This is a genomic window from Pseudoalteromonas sp. TAE79, from assembly GCF_000498015.1.
GTDB lineage: Bacteria > Pseudomonadota > Gammaproteobacteria > Enterobacterales > Alteromonadaceae > Pseudoalteromonas.
Map to the genome: position 1 here is coordinate 17,294 of NZ_AUTL01000170.1, position 17,738 is coordinate 35,031.

At 39.0% G+C, this 17,738-nt stretch carries 12 protein-coding genes and 2 pseudogenes (1 of these 14 cut by a window edge); 3 read left to right on the forward strand and 11 right to left on the reverse strand.

Annotated features, from left to right (window positions below):
• The 8 genes and pseudogenes from L655_RS01000000125575 to L655_RS01000000125580 all read right to left on the reverse strand — a co-directional run.
• A pseudogene (locus L655_RS01000000125575) lies at positions 1 to 555 on the reverse strand (energy transducer TonB); it reaches 50 nt to the left of the window's first position.
• A 12-nt stretch (positions 556 to 567) separates the two neighbouring features.
• A complete protein-coding gene (locus L655_RS0112810) occupies positions 568 to 981 on the reverse strand; it encodes a biopolymer transporter ExbD (RefSeq protein WP_004334764.1) in 414 nt (137 codons plus the stop codon).
• Between the two features lie 52 nt (positions 982 to 1,033).
• Complete coding sequence (locus tag L655_RS0112815; RefSeq protein WP_024605227.1) at positions 1,034 to 1,561, reverse strand: MotA/TolQ/ExbB proton channel family protein; 528 nt, start codon at positions 1,559 to 1,561, stop codon at positions 1,034 to 1,036.
• Between the two features lie 3 nt (positions 1,562 to 1,564).
• A complete protein-coding gene (locus L655_RS0112820; RefSeq protein WP_024605228.1) occupies positions 1,565 to 2,932 on the reverse strand; it encodes a MotA/TolQ/ExbB proton channel family protein in 1,368 nt (455 codons plus the stop codon).
• Between the two features lie 9 nt (positions 2,933 to 2,941).
• Positions 2,942 to 3,694 carry a DUF3450 domain-containing protein gene (locus L655_RS0112825; RefSeq protein WP_024605229.1) on the reverse strand — a complete coding sequence of 251 codons (753 nt, stop codon included), beginning with the start codon at positions 3,692 to 3,694 and terminating at the stop codon, positions 2,942 to 2,944.
• Between the two features lie 215 nt (positions 3,695 to 3,909).
• Positions 3,910 to 4,527 carry a DsbA family protein gene (locus L655_RS0112830; protein ID WP_024605230.1) on the reverse strand — a complete coding sequence of 206 codons (618 nt, stop codon included), beginning with the start codon at positions 4,525 to 4,527 and terminating at the stop codon, positions 3,910 to 3,912.
• A 109-nt stretch (positions 4,528 to 4,636) separates the two neighbouring features.
• On the reverse strand, positions 4,637 to 6,526 hold the full coding sequence (locus tag L655_RS0112835; RefSeq protein ID WP_024605231.1) for a methyl-accepting chemotaxis protein: 1,890 nt from the start codon (positions 6,524 to 6,526) through the stop codon (positions 4,637 to 4,639).
• A 425-nt stretch (positions 6,527 to 6,951) separates the two neighbouring features.
• Positions 6,952 to 8,219 (reverse strand): annotated as a pseudogene (locus L655_RS01000000125580) (sugar MFS transporter).
• Between the two features lie 578 nt (positions 8,220 to 8,797).
• Between L655_RS01000000125580 and L655_RS0112845 the strand changes: the two are divergent.
• Positions 8,798 to 10,528, forward strand: a complete 1,731-nt coding sequence (locus L655_RS0112845) for a hypothetical protein (RefSeq protein WP_024605232.1) — start codon at positions 8,798 to 8,800, stop codon at positions 10,526 to 10,528.
• A gap of 71 nt (positions 10,529 to 10,599) precedes the next feature.
• Here the strand turns inward: L655_RS0112845 and L655_RS0112850 are convergent, their stop codons facing one another.
• The 3 genes from L655_RS0112850 to L655_RS0112860 all read right to left on the reverse strand — a co-directional run bounded on the left by L655_RS0112850 (position 10,600) and on the right by L655_RS0112860 (position 13,551).
• On the reverse strand, positions 10,600 to 11,100 hold the full coding sequence (locus L655_RS0112850; protein ID WP_024605233.1) for an RNA methyltransferase: 501 nt from the start codon (positions 11,098 to 11,100) through the stop codon (positions 10,600 to 10,602).
• Positions 11,100 to 11,612, reverse strand: a complete 513-nt coding sequence (locus L655_RS0112855; RefSeq protein WP_024605234.1) for a YcgN family cysteine cluster protein — start codon at positions 11,610 to 11,612, stop codon at positions 11,100 to 11,102. Before L655_RS0112855 ends, L655_RS0112850 begins: the two co-directional genes overlap by 1 nt.
• Positions 11,613 to 11,709: 97 nt before the next feature.
• The gene (locus L655_RS0112860; protein WP_024605235.1) at positions 11,710 to 13,551 is read right to left on the reverse strand and encodes a DUF885 domain-containing protein; all 1,842 of its coding nucleotides are present in this window, start codon (positions 13,549 to 13,551) and stop codon (positions 11,710 to 11,712) included.
• Between the two features lie 154 nt (positions 13,552 to 13,705).
• Here L655_RS0112860 and L655_RS0112865 point away from each other — a divergent pair, with 154 nt between their 5' ends.
• Positions 13,706 to 14,983 (forward strand): amidohydrolase family protein, encoded by a 1,278-nt coding sequence (locus tag L655_RS0112865; RefSeq protein ID WP_024605236.1) that lies wholly within the window; start codon positions 13,706 to 13,708, stop codon positions 14,981 to 14,983.
• A gap of 218 nt (positions 14,984 to 15,201) precedes the next feature.
• Positions 15,202 to 17,622 carry a TonB-dependent receptor gene (locus tag L655_RS0112870; protein ID WP_024605237.1) on the forward strand — a complete coding sequence of 807 codons (2,421 nt, stop codon included), beginning with the start codon at positions 15,202 to 15,204 and terminating at the stop codon, positions 17,620 to 17,622.
• Positions 17,623 to 17,738: the final 116 nt, after the last annotated feature.

Here is a 17,738-nt window from a genome sequence, read left to right on the forward strand (position 1 = left end):
GGCTTCACCGTTTACTACGCGTGGTTTATATTTAAATTTAAGTGCTGCATCCATCGCGGCTCTATCAAAGAGTGACTCAGGCTCTGCTTTTACTACTTGTGGGTCGCGTACAGTGCCTTGTTTAGTTACTATAAATTCAACAATAACGTAGCCTTCGATACCTCGCGATAATGCACGGCGCGGATAAACAGGTGCCACTTTTACAATCGGTAAATATTCACCATCACTTGTTTCAAGTGCTAACCCGCCGGCTAAATTTACATCCGCATCAACGTTTGCACCAAAGTCAAAGTTGTTAGCATTAGCTGTAGCATCACTATTTTGCATTTGCGGTGATTCCATTGGTGGTGGCGGCTCTTTTGGTGTTGGTGGCTTTTGTGGCTTACGCTCTTTTTTTTGTACGGTTTCTTCTTTTTTCAAGCGAACAAAATCAAGTACGTTACCCTTTACCGGATCCGACATAGCGCCTTCACCGCCAGTGATCAGTGCCTGCATGCCTAAAAACAACATAAAAGTCACTACACCGGCTATCACTAATGCAACTAAATATCGCAACATAACTAGCCCTTAAGACGCATCTTGTGCGGCAATTGATACATCAAATGCGCCCGCCGCGCGCGAGGCATCCATCACCTTTATTAACATTTCGGTAGTGGCTTTTTTATCCGCTTGAATCACAACGCTACCTTGTGGATTTTCTGCTTTTAAACGCTCGATATTGGCTTGTACTGCGCGTACATCAATTTGACGTTTATTAATCCAAATTTCACCTGTATCTGAAATCGCGACCAGGATATTTGCACGCTCTTTTTTCACAGCAGTTGCAGCTTCAGGGCGGTTAACATCAATACCGGCTTCTTTAACAAAAGAGGCAGTTACAATAAAGAAAATAAGCATGATAAATACAACGTCTAGCATTGGGGTCATGTTTATTTCTTCAGCTTCATCTTCTTGAAATAGGTTTCCTAACGGGGCTCTCATTTTATTCTCCTAGGATGAGCGACTTTATATAAGCCGCTTATCAAAATTTTGCTTAATGGTCTAAAACCATGCTGTCTTGTAATAGTTCTACTTCGCGCTTAGCTTTTCGTTGTAAATACGTTGAGGCAAATACCCCAGATAACGCACCTACCATGCCTGCCATTGTCGGGATAGTTGCTTTAGATACCCCTGATGCCATTGAACGCGCACTTCCTGTGCCGGTAATTGCCATTACATCAAACACTTCTATCATGCCTGTGACAGTGCCTAACAAACCAAGTAGCGGGCACAAAGCAACCATCACATTAATCAAAGAAAGATTGGTGTTTAAGCGCATACCTGCTCGCGATATCATCGCTTCGCGTATTTGCTCTGCGTTCCAACTATTACGTTCTGAACGGTTAATCCAATCGGTTTTCACACCCTGTTTATAGCTTCGAAAACCGTTGAAAAAGTAAATAAATCGCTCGAGTATCAATAACCACATCGCGAAGATTAACACCCCGATGACCAAGAGAACTTGGCCACCAGTGTCGAGAAAATCACGGATAGCATTGATTGAGTCAATCAATAGCACCATGGTTTATGCTCCCTTCTCGCTACGCTCTGCAATAATACCGGCGCTCTGCTCTTGAATAGTTAACAAAATATTTTTAGCGCGCGTATTAAGTAAGGTGTATAAAAATACCGTTGGTATTGCTACCACTAAGCCTAGTACCGTTGTTACTAGTGCTTGAGAAATACCACCTGCCATAAGCTTAGGATCCCCAGTACCAAATAAGGTGATTGCTTGGAATGTATTGATCATGCCTGTTACCGTACCTAATAAACCTAACAGCGGTGCTACAACAGAGATGATTTTAATAAGTGTTAAATTACGCGTCACTTTTGGCATTTCACGTAAAATAGCTTCACTTAATTTAAGCTCAAGTGTGTCGTGTGAAACACTCGGAAATTGATCTTTTACTTTCATTACACGTCCAAGCGGATTGTCATCACGTGCAACTGAATCTTTAAGTTGACGACGAATTTTACCGCCCATAATCAATAATGAGAAAAAACGCTCTAGTGATATAAGTAGTGCAATAACACCCACGCCTAAAATCACATAACCAACAGTCCCACCTTGATGAACACGTTCTTGTGTATCGGGTGCTTGAACTAATAAACCAAGAATAGAGCCACCTGTTGGGTCAAGTGCAAATTGTACAGTGCCTGATTTAGCTTGTTGTAAATCATTCGCCGTTGAGGTGTATCGGCCAACAGGCTGACGGGTAAGCTCGCTTAACGTATTGGTGCTGTTGTTATAATCAAGGTACTTACCTTCAGAAATTAAGTTAAATGCACCCACTCGCATAACTTCTTGCTTAGCTTTGTTGCCGCCTTCTACAATTACATCTGTTGTAAAACGTGACACTTTACCTTGCTCAGTCATTTCGCGTTGCAGTTCAAACCATACTTTTTCAATGTCTTCGATTGATGCAAGTTTAGAGGTCGAGCCCATTTTTTGAGCCAATTCATCCATAAAAGCACCACGACCAGGTAGCTGTGCAGACACTACTGACGTTGCAAATTTATTACTTGAATCGCCAGCCACTTGTTGCAGCACACCAAAAAGTTCTTTCAATGAACCCATACGCTTAGATAATGTATCGGTTAGGTTAGCAAGTTTTACTTCATTTTCTTCGAACTGTGTTTCAAGACGCTCAGACTCAACCAGCATTTGATTACGTTTTGCTTGAGTGTTTTTAAGCATTTGCACTTGTTCATTTTGACGTGCAGCAAATTCTTGCTCGCGTTGTTTATTTTGTGCTGACTGCTGTGTTTTACCTTTCTCAAGTGTTTTTAATAACGAGTCTAAATCCATTGCTTCAGCAGCAACGCTGTTGCCCGCAAAACCAAGGGTGGCACCAAATAAAGCAATTTTGGTCATTTTTGTAAAAAGTTTCATTTTAACCTCTTAATCCGCAGCGTGTACTGGCAGTGTTAACATATCTGGGGCAAGTTGCTTACGTGCAATACGTAAACCTTTACTAATTTGGCTGATTGTTGAGTCATCCAGGGCAACAAACTGTTTGCTTGTTGTATCCCATGAGCCTGCTTTTTTACCATCGCGAGTAAGGTAAATAAGTTCTAAACGACCAATGCGTAAGAAATCGACTTCACGCTCTTGACCATCAACATCTAATAACGCGGTATAGGCTTCGATGGTACGGCCGTAATCAACTTCAACTTGGTACGCTTCTAAAACACGGCGGAATTTTTCACTTGAATTAATGTCAGCACGGTTCATCATGTCTTTTAATGACGCTAAACGCTTTTCACGTTCATCGGTTAGAAACGGCACATCAAGAGCAACAAATTGCTCAAGCCCTGTGATCATGCGTAGCATTAATGGAGTAATTTGACGTTCAATAATAGACACTTGATCCATAGATAAGTTAATGGCTTCCATTTCACTCACTTGGTTACTAAGCTGTTTGCTTAGTTGTGCGTTATAAACTGTCAAACCATCAATTTCTTTATTAAGGGTTTTAAACTGTTGTAAACGACCCTGCATAGAGTCTGCAATCTTGTCTATTTTTGTTTGTGATTGCGCAGCTGACTGGTTAATTTCACTGCTTTTATCGATAACCTTATTTAAATCACTTGCTTGCACTGTTGCACTCATGGCTACAATACTAGCTAATATCAATGGTTTAACGCCTTTCATCGCATACACCTTTACTCGTTAAATTAGCGGATTTGCTAGTTGCTTAATATCAATGAACGAGATTCTATAGGTGAAAAATGACAGAGGTGTTGCGCTAAAAAGTCCTTTTTATGACAACTGCTATAAATACAGCTTTTTACCTTAGATAAAGCAATAGTTTTTAATATTTAACAAGCGTGTACGCTTTAATGATGAGTGAGGTGAGATTAAATAAATTAATCGGCAAGTATGCGATGAATGGTGCTGAGCACAGCATTTGCGTTGGTATAGTTTACGGCGATAGCAAAGTACTGCTGTTTATGACAAAGAACTAACGATGGAAAACCCTGCACAGGTAACTGCTGAACATACGCTAACTCTTGTTGAAACGCCTGTTCAAGTTGTTCACTTTGCAATATAGCTAAAAACTCATCAGCAGCAATACCTATTTGCTGTGCACAGCTAACGAGTGTATTAAGATCCGATGGGTTTTGTGCCGATAAATAATAACCCTGCTGAATTGCACCAAGCATAACCCGCTCTTTATTAAAATAACGTGCTGCAATCACCGCCCGACATGCAGGGTAAGTGCTGCGGCGTGGTTGACAGTTTTGCCAAAAATCAAAGTTAAAGTTAGCACCGGTTTGCTGGCCAATACGCTGCCAAGTTTGTTGTAAAAACTGTTGCATACTTACTGGCATTGGCTGATCGGAATCAGCAGCAAGGCCACCTACTTTATAAATAGTATCAACTTCATTCGCTAGGGCGTCTTGGATTTTTTGCCAGCACTGTTGAAAACCCCAACACCAACTGCACATTGGGTCGTACACATATATAAGCTGGCTATTATTCATTATTGGCCTTTTGGTATTCACTGGAAACAACGTTATTTAGCCTTTCATCCTTGGCTTACAGGTGATTCCGGCATCATTTATTTTATCTTTTGAATTTCACTCGTTGTCGTTAAACTTTAAAACGTAGCACCATTTTTTCAAGTTCATCAAATTGCAGTTTTAAACGTGTGCACTCAGTTAAGGTGTTATTTAAGTTTAGCTGGCCTTGTTGCGATAACTCACTAATTGTATGAATATCATTATCTAAAGATTGTATTACCTGATTTTGTTCAGTGGTCGCATTTGCAACACTATGATTTACATCATTAATTGCTTTTATAGCTTTGGTTACTCCTGCCATTTGCTCACCGGCTGCTTGCGCTTGTTTTACAGTATTTTCGCTTTCAACTAAACTGGCTTTCATAACCGCAACGGCACTGCCTGAACCTTGCTGTAATTGGCTAACGGTATTTTCTATTTCTTGGGTTGATTGCTGAGTACGTTGAGCTAACTGGCGCACTTCATCTGCAACAACGGCAAACCCACGACCAGCCTCTCCGGCACGAGCGGCTTCAATTGCGGCATTAAGTGCAAGTAAATTAGTTTGCTCGCTGACTCCTTTAATAACTTCGAGTACTTGACCAATACTTGCAGAGTGCTCAGCAACACTACTAATAATTTGTTGTGCTTGTTCCATATTTTGCGATAACACATCAATGGCATTAATATTATCATTTAACGTACTTTGACTTTGTACTGACTGTGTATTCGCATCAGTAGCAAGGGTTGATGCATGACTTGCGCTGCTTGATATTTCAATCGCACTTGATGACAGCTGATTAATCGCTGTTGCAACGCTGTCTGTGCGTTTAGTTTGGTCACTGTACATCGTTAGCGTTGACTCTGTTTGCTCAACTAAGCTTTCCACTGAACGTTCCAGTTCAACCGTGGTCGTTTTTACTTGGTCAATTGAGGTATGAATTTTATCTATAAAGGCATTAAAGTAACCTGACAGTTCACCAAATTCGTCATCGTTTTCAATCTCTAAACGACGAGTTAAATCCCCCTCACCTTGGGCTATATCTTTAATTGCATCGTTTAAACGCTGCATAGGCCGCATCAAATAACGCAGTGAAAATTGCATCATTAATATCGTCGCGATAACTCCCAAACACATATATATCGCAGCCATATTTCTAAATGAAGCCACTGATGAATAAGCAATATCTTTGTTGATCACCACACCTAAATACCAATCTACATTTTCAATACCTTTGATATGTGTAAATGATACAAGATGATCAATGCCAGCAATTTCCTGCTCGACAAACTCAGCTTTTAAAGCAAGGTTTTTACCAAACAGCTTCGCCATACTCTGATCGTTTAATTTGATATCTGGATGGCTTAGAATGCGACCGTCACTGTCTAATAGAAAACCATAACCAAAACCTAAAAAATCAATTTCGTTGACTATTTGAGTGATGGTTTGCATATCGATATCGGCGCCGGCGACGCCACTAAAGCGGCCATTATTTAAAATGGGCGCAACCGCTGAGATAGTTAGCTCATTGGTGGTTACGTCGATATAAGGAGTCGTAAACGCTGTGGTGGTTTTATTTTCTACCAGCTTATACCAAGGACGGATTGTGGCATCATAATCAGCAGGTAATACAACTGTTTGATCATTGAGTACAAAAGTACCATCAGGTTTGCCTATATAGGTGTTTTTAAACTTACCTGCCATTTCTGCGCTATTGAGTTGGCTAAGAGTTAATTCCTTAGTGTCATTTTGCTGATGCGTTTTCGCAACAGACTGAACAATAGCTAATTTATTATTGAGCCAATTAGCAATATTTTGTGAAACCGATTGAGAGCTTTCTTGTAATATTAGAGACAGTTGCTGCTGCGTTTGTGAGCGCATTGAAATAAAGTTATTGATGGTAAATAACCCCAGCACCAACACTAATACCACAGATGCTGCGATAGTTACCTTAGTGGTAAATTTTAGCGAGCTTTGCATGACACACCTATTTATTTTTTTTATCGTTGTTAGCTAACTACTTTTTAACAAAAATAACGCTCTTTGTCTTATCTTATCGCCAACAGTTGCTATGTTATAGCCAAAAACAATAATAAAGGATGGTAAAAAAATTAGTTTAGCGCTTACTCCTATAACAAATTCATAAAGTAATTAATCGACAAGTAAAGACAGTCAATGCCGTAATTGCACCGAAAAAATAACAAACTCAAAATTGGAAGGTTCCAGTGATTTTTATAAACAATAGCTATTGAATACGTATTCAGTGGCATATCCGTCGTTATTTTGTAATGAACTAAACTGCGAGGTTTCACTTTAGAGTGCGATTGATTCATTGAGAATAATAAGAAAATAAATGCATTTACAGTGCTGCAAATGCATTTATCTAAAGAGGTTTTACTATTAGCTTAGTTTATTTTTTGTTGCCACTTGCTCGCAAGTTTTACAACATTTAACCCGTACCAAGCGATAAAACAATAGCAAAGTGCTGGGATAATAAAACTAACTTGAATATTCATTGCATCAGCAACAACGCCTTGAATTAACGGTACTAATGCACCACCAACAATCGCTAAACAAAGCCAACCAGATCCTTTACTGGTTAATGAACCTAGCCCTTGAATAGCGACTGAGAAAATTGTCGGAAACAAAATAGAATTAAATAAACCAATCGACAGCACAGCATACAAAGCAACGTCGCCATCAGTAAAGATTGTAATTAAAAGTAACGCGATTACCGCAAATGCATTAAAAGCAATTGCTTTTGATGGTGCAATTTTTTGTAATGCAGCAGAGCCAATAAAGCGCCCTACCATCGCCCCGCCCCAATAATAGGCAATTAATGCGGCAGCGGTATGCTCTTCGAGCCCTGCAATATGAGCTTCACCGAAAAAGTTAACTAAAAAGCTACCTATTGCCACTTCACCACCAACATAACAAAAGATACCTAACACACCCATAACTAAATGCGGGGCTTGCGTTAAAGAGTGACCTTTTGCTTTGCAATCGAGTTCTTCTTTGTGTGATTTGATTTCAGGTAATTTTAAAAATGCAAACACAACAGCAATAGTCAGCAGTGCTGCAGCAAGCATTAAATAAGGAATTTTTACCGATTCTGCTGTCGCCGCAGATGCAGTCAATGAGCCTGCTGCGCCAAAGAACAAAATGCCACCAACATAGGGCCCAATAGTCGTTCCTAATGAATTAAGTGCTTGCGCTAAATTTAACCGTGACGAAGCTGTTTTTTCAGGCCCAAGCGCCACAACATAAGGGTTAGCCGATACTTGTAAAATGGTGACACCACCGGCTAGTACAAATAATGCGGTTAAAAATAGCCAATATTCATGTACGACCACTGCAGGATAAAATAANAGCCGATAGAAGCCACAATAAGACCGCTAAGCACACCATTTTTATAACCAAATTTCTTAACCAATATTCCCGCTGGTAAAGAAACAATAAAGTAAGCACCAAAGAAGCAGAACTGCACTAACATCGCTTCCGTATAACTAAGATCAAACACCCCTTTTAAACGCGGGATCAGTACATCATTTAGTACTGTGATAAAACCCCATAAAAAAAATAGAGTTGTCATTGCAGTCAAAGGTAACAAGTAATTATTATTTTGCTGCGACTGCTCAGTGACAAACGTTTTATTTGTATTTATTTCACTCACGTGATTTTCACTCCATTAACAAGTTGTATGTGATTTTACACAGTCCAATAAAAAGATCACAAACTAATATTTGGACCGTTCCATACTTTTTATTTAATGGTATCGCTATTTAACGAATTTAATTAACTGGAAATGGACATAGATGCTGGCTAATTTCCAAAGCAGTGATTTTTTTACAAGAACATATCAAAACAAATTTAAATTTTTATCACCTAAATTGTGTTGATAAACAAGATCAGGAAGGCTTTTAGCACTTCCATAAAGGCGATGCCATCATTTTTGATTTTTTGATAAATAGACGCGCCACTTAGCCTCTTGTAAACGTTTTATATTTAACTATGCAATGGCCTATTTGGGTGAGATTAACAGTGGCTTTGCTAGTGCATCTGCATCTTAACCAACTGTTGCCGATTTATCGCAGTAAAAATTAATAATTTTATATAATACCGTGCCCTCATTACAACCAACACTAATAGTGCTTTTCCTCGCTAGGCTACGCACTTTTATGATATCGTTTTACAAAACATAAATACTACAGAACGTACCGCTTGGTACTGATACAAAAAAGGAATTTCCAAATGAATACCAAACTACTTGCTGGTTGCGCAGTTGCTGTAGCGGCCGGTGCAATAATCTATACACAAACTGACAGTTCATCAGCCTCATTAGAACTTGCTCAACTTGATTACGTCCCTGCTGATACTGCTTTATTTTATGGCCAGCTAAAACCATTTCCCTATAGTAAATATTTCAATTTGATTCCAGATCAAATGAAAGGTGCAGACGATTTTACGCCATTGATCGAAAATTTAGCGGCAAGTAACGATAACAATGCACAGTTTTTAGCATCTCTATTAGATCAATATCAAACATCATTGGCATCTTATGAAACACTAAAAGCAGCCTGGGGATTCGCCGATGATTATAAAGCTCTAGCCTATACAATTGGTCTAATGCCAGTATTACGCTATCAACTTGAAGATAAAGCGGCTTTATTTAATACAATTAATAGCTCAGCTGATAAAGCGGGAATTAACTTCACAACACAAACCATCGAAGGTGTTGACTACAACACGTACCCTTTAGTACTTGAAAATGACATTACATTAAACTTAATAGTGTCTGTTAAAGATAACTGGGCTACCATCACGTTTGATACAAAACTTAATACAATTAAAGATTTACGTCTTGCTTTAGCAATTGATAAACCAACAAAATCATTGACGCAAACCGCTAAACTTGAAAACTATATTACTAATTATTCATTTGATGGCCACTCTATTGCGTATGTAGACCATGTTGAGATTGCTAATGCTATTACCGCTAGAACACCATCACGCCTAGGTGAAATGCTTGATGAACTATTAAAAGAATTGGGTGATCCAAATGCTTTAGAGGTAGCTAGAACACCACAGTGCCAAAATGACATTACCAATCTTGTTAGTTATTGGCCTGCATCAGTAACCGGTAGCACGTACATACAAGTAACAAACTCTGATGCTCATTTTAAAGCAGATGCTATTTTCCAAAGCACTGCTACAGATATTATTAAAACATTAAAATCTGTGCGGGGTTTTGTTCCTGAGCATACAACTAAACTTGACGGGCAAATGCTAAGCTTTGCTTATGGTGCGGATATTTCAAAAATTCCACCGCTTTTAAATATACTCTCAAGTACATTTAAAAAAGCTGAATTTGAGTGTGCACCTATTGTTACCTTACAGCAACAAACTCAAGACTCAAATTTAGCTGCACTATCAATGATGACCGCTATGGCTAATGGTATTCAAGGTGTCAGTGTAAGTATTCAAGATCTTGCTTTAGAAGCCGATGCAAATCAACTGCCACAACTAAAAGCTTTAGACGCGCTAATCACACTTTCTGCGACAGATCCTGATAATTTACTTTTTACTGCTAAAGGATTTTTACCTGCATTAGCGGAGCTTGAAATACCAGAAAACGGCGATGCAATTAGTGTCAATGCTGCAATTCCTTATCCTTTACCTGCTGGCCTTGATATTAGATTAGCTAAAAAAGGAAAGCATATTGTTTTATTCACTGGTGAAAAATCAGCGGCTATTGCAAATACATTATCAGAACAAGCGCTTGAAAAAAATGGATTTTTAACTTCCGCAGTTGACCTCAGCTCATTAATGACTCCTGTCATCGAAGTATTTAAAAAGACAGGACAAGTGATCCCGGAAGAACTTGAACAATTAAAAAATCAAACAATGTCTGTGTATTTTGCAACAGATATAAAAGATGAAGGGATTGTTATTAATTCAGAGATCAAAATTACTAAAAAGTAATAACTTTTTTGGAATTAAACGAAAAAAGGGGCATTAATTGCCCCTTTTTCAATTGTTTAATTCAGTTTGTACTATTTCTGCCATATCATTTTATTATTGGTGTCGCGGCTTTGAATGATCGTTTGATCAGAACTTTCTACACCACCGAGTTTAGCTTGTCGATCGTAAAGAACCACATTACAGGTAGCTGCTAAATTCATACAACCGATTGTGGGGATATACACCACTTCATCGCACCAGTTCAGTACATCTTTGCTAATAGAGCCATCTTCAGGGCCAAAAATATAAAATGCGTTTTCAGGATGAACAAACTCAGGCAAAGGTGTTGCACCTTCTATTAGTTCAATCACCACAACAGTCGCACCTGCGGGCTTTGCTGTTGCTAAATCGTCAACGCAAGTAAGTGGGATGCGTTCAGCAACATTTTTTGTGTCGGTATGAAACTTTTTAGCATTTAAATAACGCGTGCCAGTAAAAAATACTTGTTCAGCCCCATAGCAACCCGCAGCTCTTAACACTGCGCCAACGTTAGATGGGCTTTTAGGATTGATCAAACCAATCTTCGCAGTCATTAATCGCAATCCCTCGTTGGCCAATCTGCTTCATACAGATCAAAGTCATCTAAAGCTACATCACAATCTTTTACTGTTTTGTCTTTTACAGAAATACCCAATGTATGCATTAATTCTTTGCTGCCACCGTTATTTAGTGGATGCCAAGAAGCCAAACCCCGGCCTTCATGTAAACGACGGTAACTGCAGCTTTGTGGCATAAAAAAGATGTCTTTAAGGTTTTCTTTTGTGAGTTTTACACAAGAAGGAACAAGCGTTTGGCGGTTTTCGTATTCGCTACAACCACAGGTGTTGTTATCAAGATACTGACATACAATATTAGTAAATATTAATTGCTCACCTTCGCGTAACTGATCGGTGGCGGTAAATTCGTCTTCATCTTCGCTATCAATAAACGTATTTAAACAACATTTTCCGCATCCATCACAAATGGCTTCCCATTCGTTTTGACTCATGTCGCTTAAGCTTTTTTTAAGCCAAAATTGTGTATTTGCTAATTGTTGATCAAACATAGTTTACTCGTGCCCCCTAAAGAGCGCGCATTCTAACGTATTGCTGTAAATGGCGCAAAGCCAAAACCCTTTCAAAGTACAGGCTTTGCGCTACAAATTAGCTTTGAGATTTAACCCAACGCTTAATTTTTTCCTCAAGGATTGGCATTGGCAATGCGCCATCAATTAATATTTGCGTGTGAAACGCTTTAATATCAAATTTATTGCCGAGTTCTGTTTTAGAAAAATCACGTAATTCTTGAATTTTAAATTGCCCTAACTTGTAAGAAAGCGCTTGGCCTGGCCATGCTATGTAGCGCTCTACTTCAGCAATTACATCACTTTTAGCCATAGACGAATTTGCAAGCATGTAGTCTATACCTTGTTGACGCGTCCACCCTTTTGCATGAAAACCAGTATCAAGCACTAAACGCATTGCGCGTAATTGCTCGTCTGATAAACGTCCGTACCACATATAAGGGTCGGTAAATAAACCTAGCTCTTTGCCTAAGCTTTCTGCATAAAGCGCCCAACCTTCTGCAAACACAGTGTAACCACCAAATTTGCGAAAATCAGGTAAGCCCTCTATTTCTTGCTGAAGTGCTATTTGAAAGTGATGGCCCGGGGCTGCTTCGTGAATCGATAAAGTTTCGAGTAAAAATTTAGGCTGCGCTTTTAAGTTATAAGCATTGATATAAAAAATACCAGGGCGAGAGCCATCAGGCGCCGGAGATGCATAGGATGCACCTGCTGCCGACTGCGCTCTGTAGGCTTCAACTGCTTTTACAACGTAAGGTGCTTTGGGTGCTATGTTAAAAAGTAGAGGTAAACGCGCATCTATTTTTTTCTTAACGTTTTCATATGCCGCAATTAACTCCTCGGGCGTGTCGTAGTAAAATTCATCTGAATCGCGTAAATGATCAAAAAATTCAGATAGCTCACCTTTAAAGCCTACGGTTTCTTTTACTTTTTTCATTTCGCTTAAAATGCGCGACACTTCACTTAAACCAATGTCATGAATTTCGTCTGCAGATAAGCTAAGCGTCGTGTTTTTCTTAATTTGGTATTCGTACCATGCTTTACCGTTTGGTAAGTCACTGTAACCTACGCTTTCTCGACTATTAGGAATATATTGATTAGCTAAAAAGTCACTCATACTTTTATAAGCCGGTACTAAGTGCTGCATAATCAATTGACGATACTGCGCTGTAATTTTTTGCTTTTGTTGTTCGCTAAACGATTCTGGTAATTTTTTAACTGGTCTCCAAAATAATGAGTCTTCGGCATTTTTAACTACATGAGCTGCAAATTGTGGCTGTAATTTTTCAGCAAGTGGTTTTGGTAACGTAATACCTAGTTTGATGCCTTGCGCCATTGAACGCTCTACACTTGCAAGCCACTTTACAAAACCTTCGCTACGCGAGATAAAAGCCGTGTAATCTTCAACGGTATTAAACGGCTGAGCACTTTGACCTGAACCAAAACCTGCAAAGGTGTTATGCGCACCCGCCATTTGATTTATTGGTAGTAAATAATCAGGGAACTGCATGCCTTCTAATTTAAGTGCAAGGTCACGCTCTAATATTTCAAAACTTAAAAGCGATTGCCCTGTTAACTGTGCTTTATCTATAAAGTTTAATCGCTGTTGATATTTTTTATAAAAAGCGGCTTTTTTAGCTCTATTTTCTTTTGAAATCACAGGCGTGAATTGATCGTTAAACTCATTACGACCATTGTACGTTGCGCTGATGGGGCTATATGTGAGCGATTCATCGTAATACTGTGCAACAAGTACATCGAGTTGTTGCTCTGCTGAAAGCTCTGAAACAATACCTGGTGATGCGTTAACTGTGTTTAACTGCGTACTGGTATTAGTCTGTGTACTAAGCTCAGTATTCATACAGCCACTTAAAGCAAACATAACGCCACTGGCAACTAATGCTAATTTAATTGATTTCATGATAATCCTTTTTAATATCGTTTTTTAATTATGCGCATTAAACCGTGCTTAATAAAGAAATTACGATAGATTGCATTCATCGTATTAAATTTGCACTTTTATCTGAGCTTGTTACATTTCTATTAATTCAAATATGATTTAAAAGAAAAATAAAATGAAAAAACAACTACTCAGCACCTCTATTGCCTTACTCTGCTTAACCGCTTTTAATAGCCATGCAGTTACATACCTATCGGCTAAAGCCATGGTTGATGTTAAAGATGGCAAGCTCATTAAATCACCCTTAATTACTATTGATGATGGCGTAATTACAAACATTGAACAAAATAAAAAACCAACGCTGACTAAAGATGATAAACACATTCAACTCCCTGATTTAACCCTTATGCCAGGTTTAATGGATATGCATGTGCATTTAACGAGTGACCCTACTGTGCCGCGCAGTGAACGTTTAGGCCAGTCAGTTCCTAGAATGGCGATTAAAGCGGCTCATTTTGCTAAAAAAACCTTAGAAGCTGGATTTACAACAGTACGTAATGTTGGCGCTGAAGGTTACAGCGTCATAGCCGTGCGTGACGGCATAAATGCGGGTGACATAGTTGGCCCTCGTATTTGGGCTGCAGGCCCATCACTCGGCATTACTGGCGGGCACTGTGATAACAACCGCCTACCTCCTGAGCTTAAATATACTTCAAGTGGCGTCGCAGACGGTCCATGGGCTGCGCGTATAAAAGTACGCGAAAATATTAAATACGGGGCAAATGCTATTAAGTTTTGCGCCACAGGTGGAGTATTTTCAAAAGGGACTAAAGTAGGTGCACAGCAGTATTCTTTTGAAGAAATGAAAGCCATCGTTGATGAAGCCCATATGCGAGATTTACCTGTTGCAGCTCATGCACACGGTACAAGCGGGATTAAAACAGCCATTAAAGCAGGTGTTGATAGCGTAGAGCATGCGAGCTTTTTAGATGACGAAGCGATAGCGCTTGCCAAAGAGCATGGAACTTGGCTTTCTATGGATATTTATAACACCGAATATACGCTAACTTATGGCGAGCAAAACGGCGTAGACGAAGAAAACCTAAATAAAGAGCGCCAAGTTTCTAAAAGGCAGCGTGATAGCTTTAGCCGTGCTGTAAAAGCGGGTGTTAAAATGGTGTTCGGTACCGATGCAGCAATTTACCCGCACGGAGATAATGCAAAACAGTTTAGCCGTATGGTTGAATTTGGTATGACAGAACTACAAGCCGTTCAAGCATCAACTATTAATAGCGCTAAGTTATTAAAAATGGATACTCAGTTAGGACAAATTAAAACCGGATTTGCAGCTGATATAATTGCGGTAAAAGCAAATCCTCTTAAAAGTATTAAAACCTTAGAGGCAGTACCTTTTGTAATGAAAGCAGGTGTTGTTTATAAAAACCAGTTGTAAATACACACTATTAAGGCTGAGTTTACTCAGCCTTAATAAAACTCTCACCTATATTGAATATGCCATAAAAGGGTCACCGCCCCCCTATTAGACTCGCTTTTGTCTATTAATTATCCGAACAGTTTTATTTAATCAAATAAAATGAACTTTCTATTCACTTTAAAAACAATAACCATTATCATTCGCGCAAATTCAATAACGCGAATAGTTATCACTCTATGAAAACGTTTAAGTACTCTCTTATTACTCTTGCTTGTTTAAATGCAAATATGGCATTTGCCAAAAATACACAAGTTGATGCTGATATTGAACGCATCAGCGTATACGAAAAGCAAAACCGCGTGGTGATGAGCTCTGGTCTTGCTACTAAATCAGACATGTCTTTAATGGAAACACCTGCACCGGTTGTAATTATTGACCGAGAACTGATTGAATCTCAAGGTGTAGATAGCTTACAAGATTTAGTTAGAAACGTAAGTGGCTTAACACATGCAGGTAATAATTACGGTATTGGTGATAACTTAGTAATTCGTGGTTTAGATGCAAACTACACCTACGATGGTATGTATGGTGGTGCAGGCCTGGGGAATACATTTAACCCAACTCGTTCACTTACAAATGTTGAATCTGTTGAGGTTTTAAAAGGCCCAGCAACAGGTTTATATGGCATTGGTAGTGCAGGTGGCGTAATTAACCTAATTGAAAAAAAACCAGAGTTTGAAGAAAAACACAAAGTTGCGGCTGGGCTTGGCCAGTGGGATAGCTATTCATTATCGTTTGATAGCACTAACGCTATAACAGATGATTTAGCTTATCGTGTAATGGCTAAAACAGCGTCAAGTGACGGCTTTCGCGATTTAAAAGAAGATCGCGACGAAATTTATACCTCACTTAAATACGTGCTAAACGACAGACAAAACATCATGCTTTCTGCAGCCTATATAAAAGATGAAATAGCGGTTGATTCTATTGGTCACCCTATTCGTATTTACAATGCAGAAACTGCAAACGGCTTAAGCGCGGGTGAAGTAACTGGTGCCGATTTAGTAAATGATCCGACAGGAAGCGGCGTACAGTTAAGTGATGCACAACGCGACCAACTTGCTAATTCATTATCAGCATCTGATGGCTTAACACCTTATAGCTTTGGCACAAATGGTATTATTTCACCAATGGCTGATGCTAACGAAGGTGAAGAGCTGCGTTTTAAATTAACGCATAACTATTACATTACTGACGATTTATTTTTAAACCAGCAGCTACAGTACCGTAACTACACATCAAGTTTTGCGCGCCAAACAGGTGCATATAACTACGTCTATTCAACACGCGATGGAATTATCAATAACGACCCCCGTGCTCCATTAGTTGAAGACGGTGTACTTTACCCATATGCAGCACGCCGCCAAGAATACCGCCAAGTAGAAGCAGATGAAAAATCATGGCAGTACTTCTTAGATTTACGTTATGACTTTATGTTAGGCGACGTAGATAACGAATTACTAGTTAACGCCAACTACGAAGATAGAGATATTCGTTTTAAACAATTCTCAATATGGGATCAAGATTACGTACTCACAAACAATGATGGTGATGTAACGTACCAAGGTTCTTTGCCGTATATTTACGATATAAGAGAACCAAATTGGCCAACCGGTAACTTTGAAAATTACGATCCGCTTAAAACAAGTGACTACAATAAAAAAGTACAAGCATGGGGCTTAGGCATTCAACATGTTGGTTACATAACTGAAGAACTTACAACGCGTATTGGTGTGGCATATAACCGAATTGAGCAAACTTATGAGCACTTTGGTGTTGATGAGCGCTACAGTTCTAGCCGTGCAGAGCCAACGCCTGAAGCGAGTACATCAGATTCTGGCTTAACGTATAACCTTGGTGCAACGTATCAGCCATCTGAAGATTTATCTGTATTTGTAAATCATTCAAAAGGGCGTACAGCGTATAGTGTATTAGGCTCAGTGGCAGGTAATGAAGCTGACCGAGAAGATTCAGAATCTATAAGTAACGACCTAGGCTTTAGATTTAAAGCATTTGATGACCAACTACTCGCATCTGTTGTTATATTTGAAAGCTCTCGTACTAACTTAGAATATGCAAATCCACTCTATGACGCATTAACATCAGGCTCAGATGTACCTGAAAGCTATTATGATGGTAAAGAGCAAACAAAAGGTGTTGAGCTTGATTTAAATGCTTACTTGAACGATAAATGGAAAGTAAACGTAAATGGTATTTATCAAGATGCACGTGACAAAAGTAATCCTAACAGCAGCAGTTACGACACACGCCAAAAAGGTGTGCCTTACGTAACAGCAAGTACATGGGTAACCTACTACGCAGATATGTTTAATTTACCTGAGGCTGTAAATATAAGTGGTGGTATTACATTTGTAGATAACAGAAGTACTAATTCAAGTTCGTTTTCGATTCCTGATGGTTACGTACCAAGTTATACGACTTACGATACAGCTGTATCGTATACAACTGATAAATGGCATATGCAGTTAAACTTAAATAACTTGTTCAACAAAAAGTATTACTCAAAAGCGATGTTTTTAGGTGGTATGCCAGGGGAAGAGCGTAATGCAAAACTAAGTTTTAGTTACACACTTTAACTAGCTAACCTGATGTAATGGTCTCCTCCCTATACGGCATCTATGTGCCATGATTAAAGTGGTTACAATAATCAAAGGGAGAAGACCAAAATGAAGATTACAACAATTGGTTTAGA

Bases quoted from the DNA above. Each gene is read 5' to 3' on its own strand.
- L655_RS0112810 (WP_004334764.1), bottom strand. From the start codon at position 981: ATGAGAGCCCCGTTAGGAAACCTATTTCAAGAAGATGAAGCTGAAGAA.
- L655_RS0112815 (WP_024605227.1), bottom strand. From the start codon at position 1,561: ATGGTGCTATTGATTGACTCAATCAATGCTATCCGTGATTTTCTCGAC.
- L655_RS0112820 (WP_024605228.1), bottom strand. From the start codon at position 2,932: ATGAAACTTTTTACAAAAATGACCAAAATTGCTTTATTTGGTGCCACC.
- L655_RS0112825 (WP_024605229.1), bottom strand. From the start codon at position 3,694: ATGAAAGGCGTTAAACCATTGATATTAGCTAGTATTGTAGCCATGAGT.
- L655_RS0112830 (WP_024605230.1), bottom strand. From the start codon at position 4,527: ATGAATAATAGCCAGCTTATATATGTGTACGACCCAATGTGCAGTTGG.
- L655_RS0112835 (WP_024605231.1), bottom strand. From the start codon at position 6,526: ATGCAAAGCTCGCTAAAATTTACCACTAAGGTAACTATCGCAGCATCT.
- L655_RS0112845 (WP_024605232.1), top strand. From the start codon at position 8,798: ATGAATACCAAACTACTTGCTGGTTGCGCAGTTGCTGTAGCGGCCGGT.
- L655_RS0112850 (WP_024605233.1), bottom strand. From the start codon at position 11,100: ATGACTGCGAAGATTGGTTTGATCAATCCTAAAAGCCCATCTAACGTT.
- L655_RS0112855 (WP_024605234.1), bottom strand. From the start codon at position 11,612: ATGTTTGATCAACAATTAGCAAATACACAATTTTGGCTTAAAAAAAGC.
- L655_RS0112860 (WP_024605235.1), bottom strand. From the start codon at position 13,551: ATGAAATCAATTAAATTAGCATTAGTTGCCAGTGGCGTTATGTTTGCT.
- L655_RS0112865 (WP_024605236.1), top strand. From the start codon at position 13,706: ATGAAAAAACAACTACTCAGCACCTCTATTGCCTTACTCTGCTTAACC.
- L655_RS0112870 (WP_024605237.1), top strand. From the start codon at position 15,202: ATGAAAACGTTTAAGTACTCTCTTATTACTCTTGCTTGTTTAAATGCA.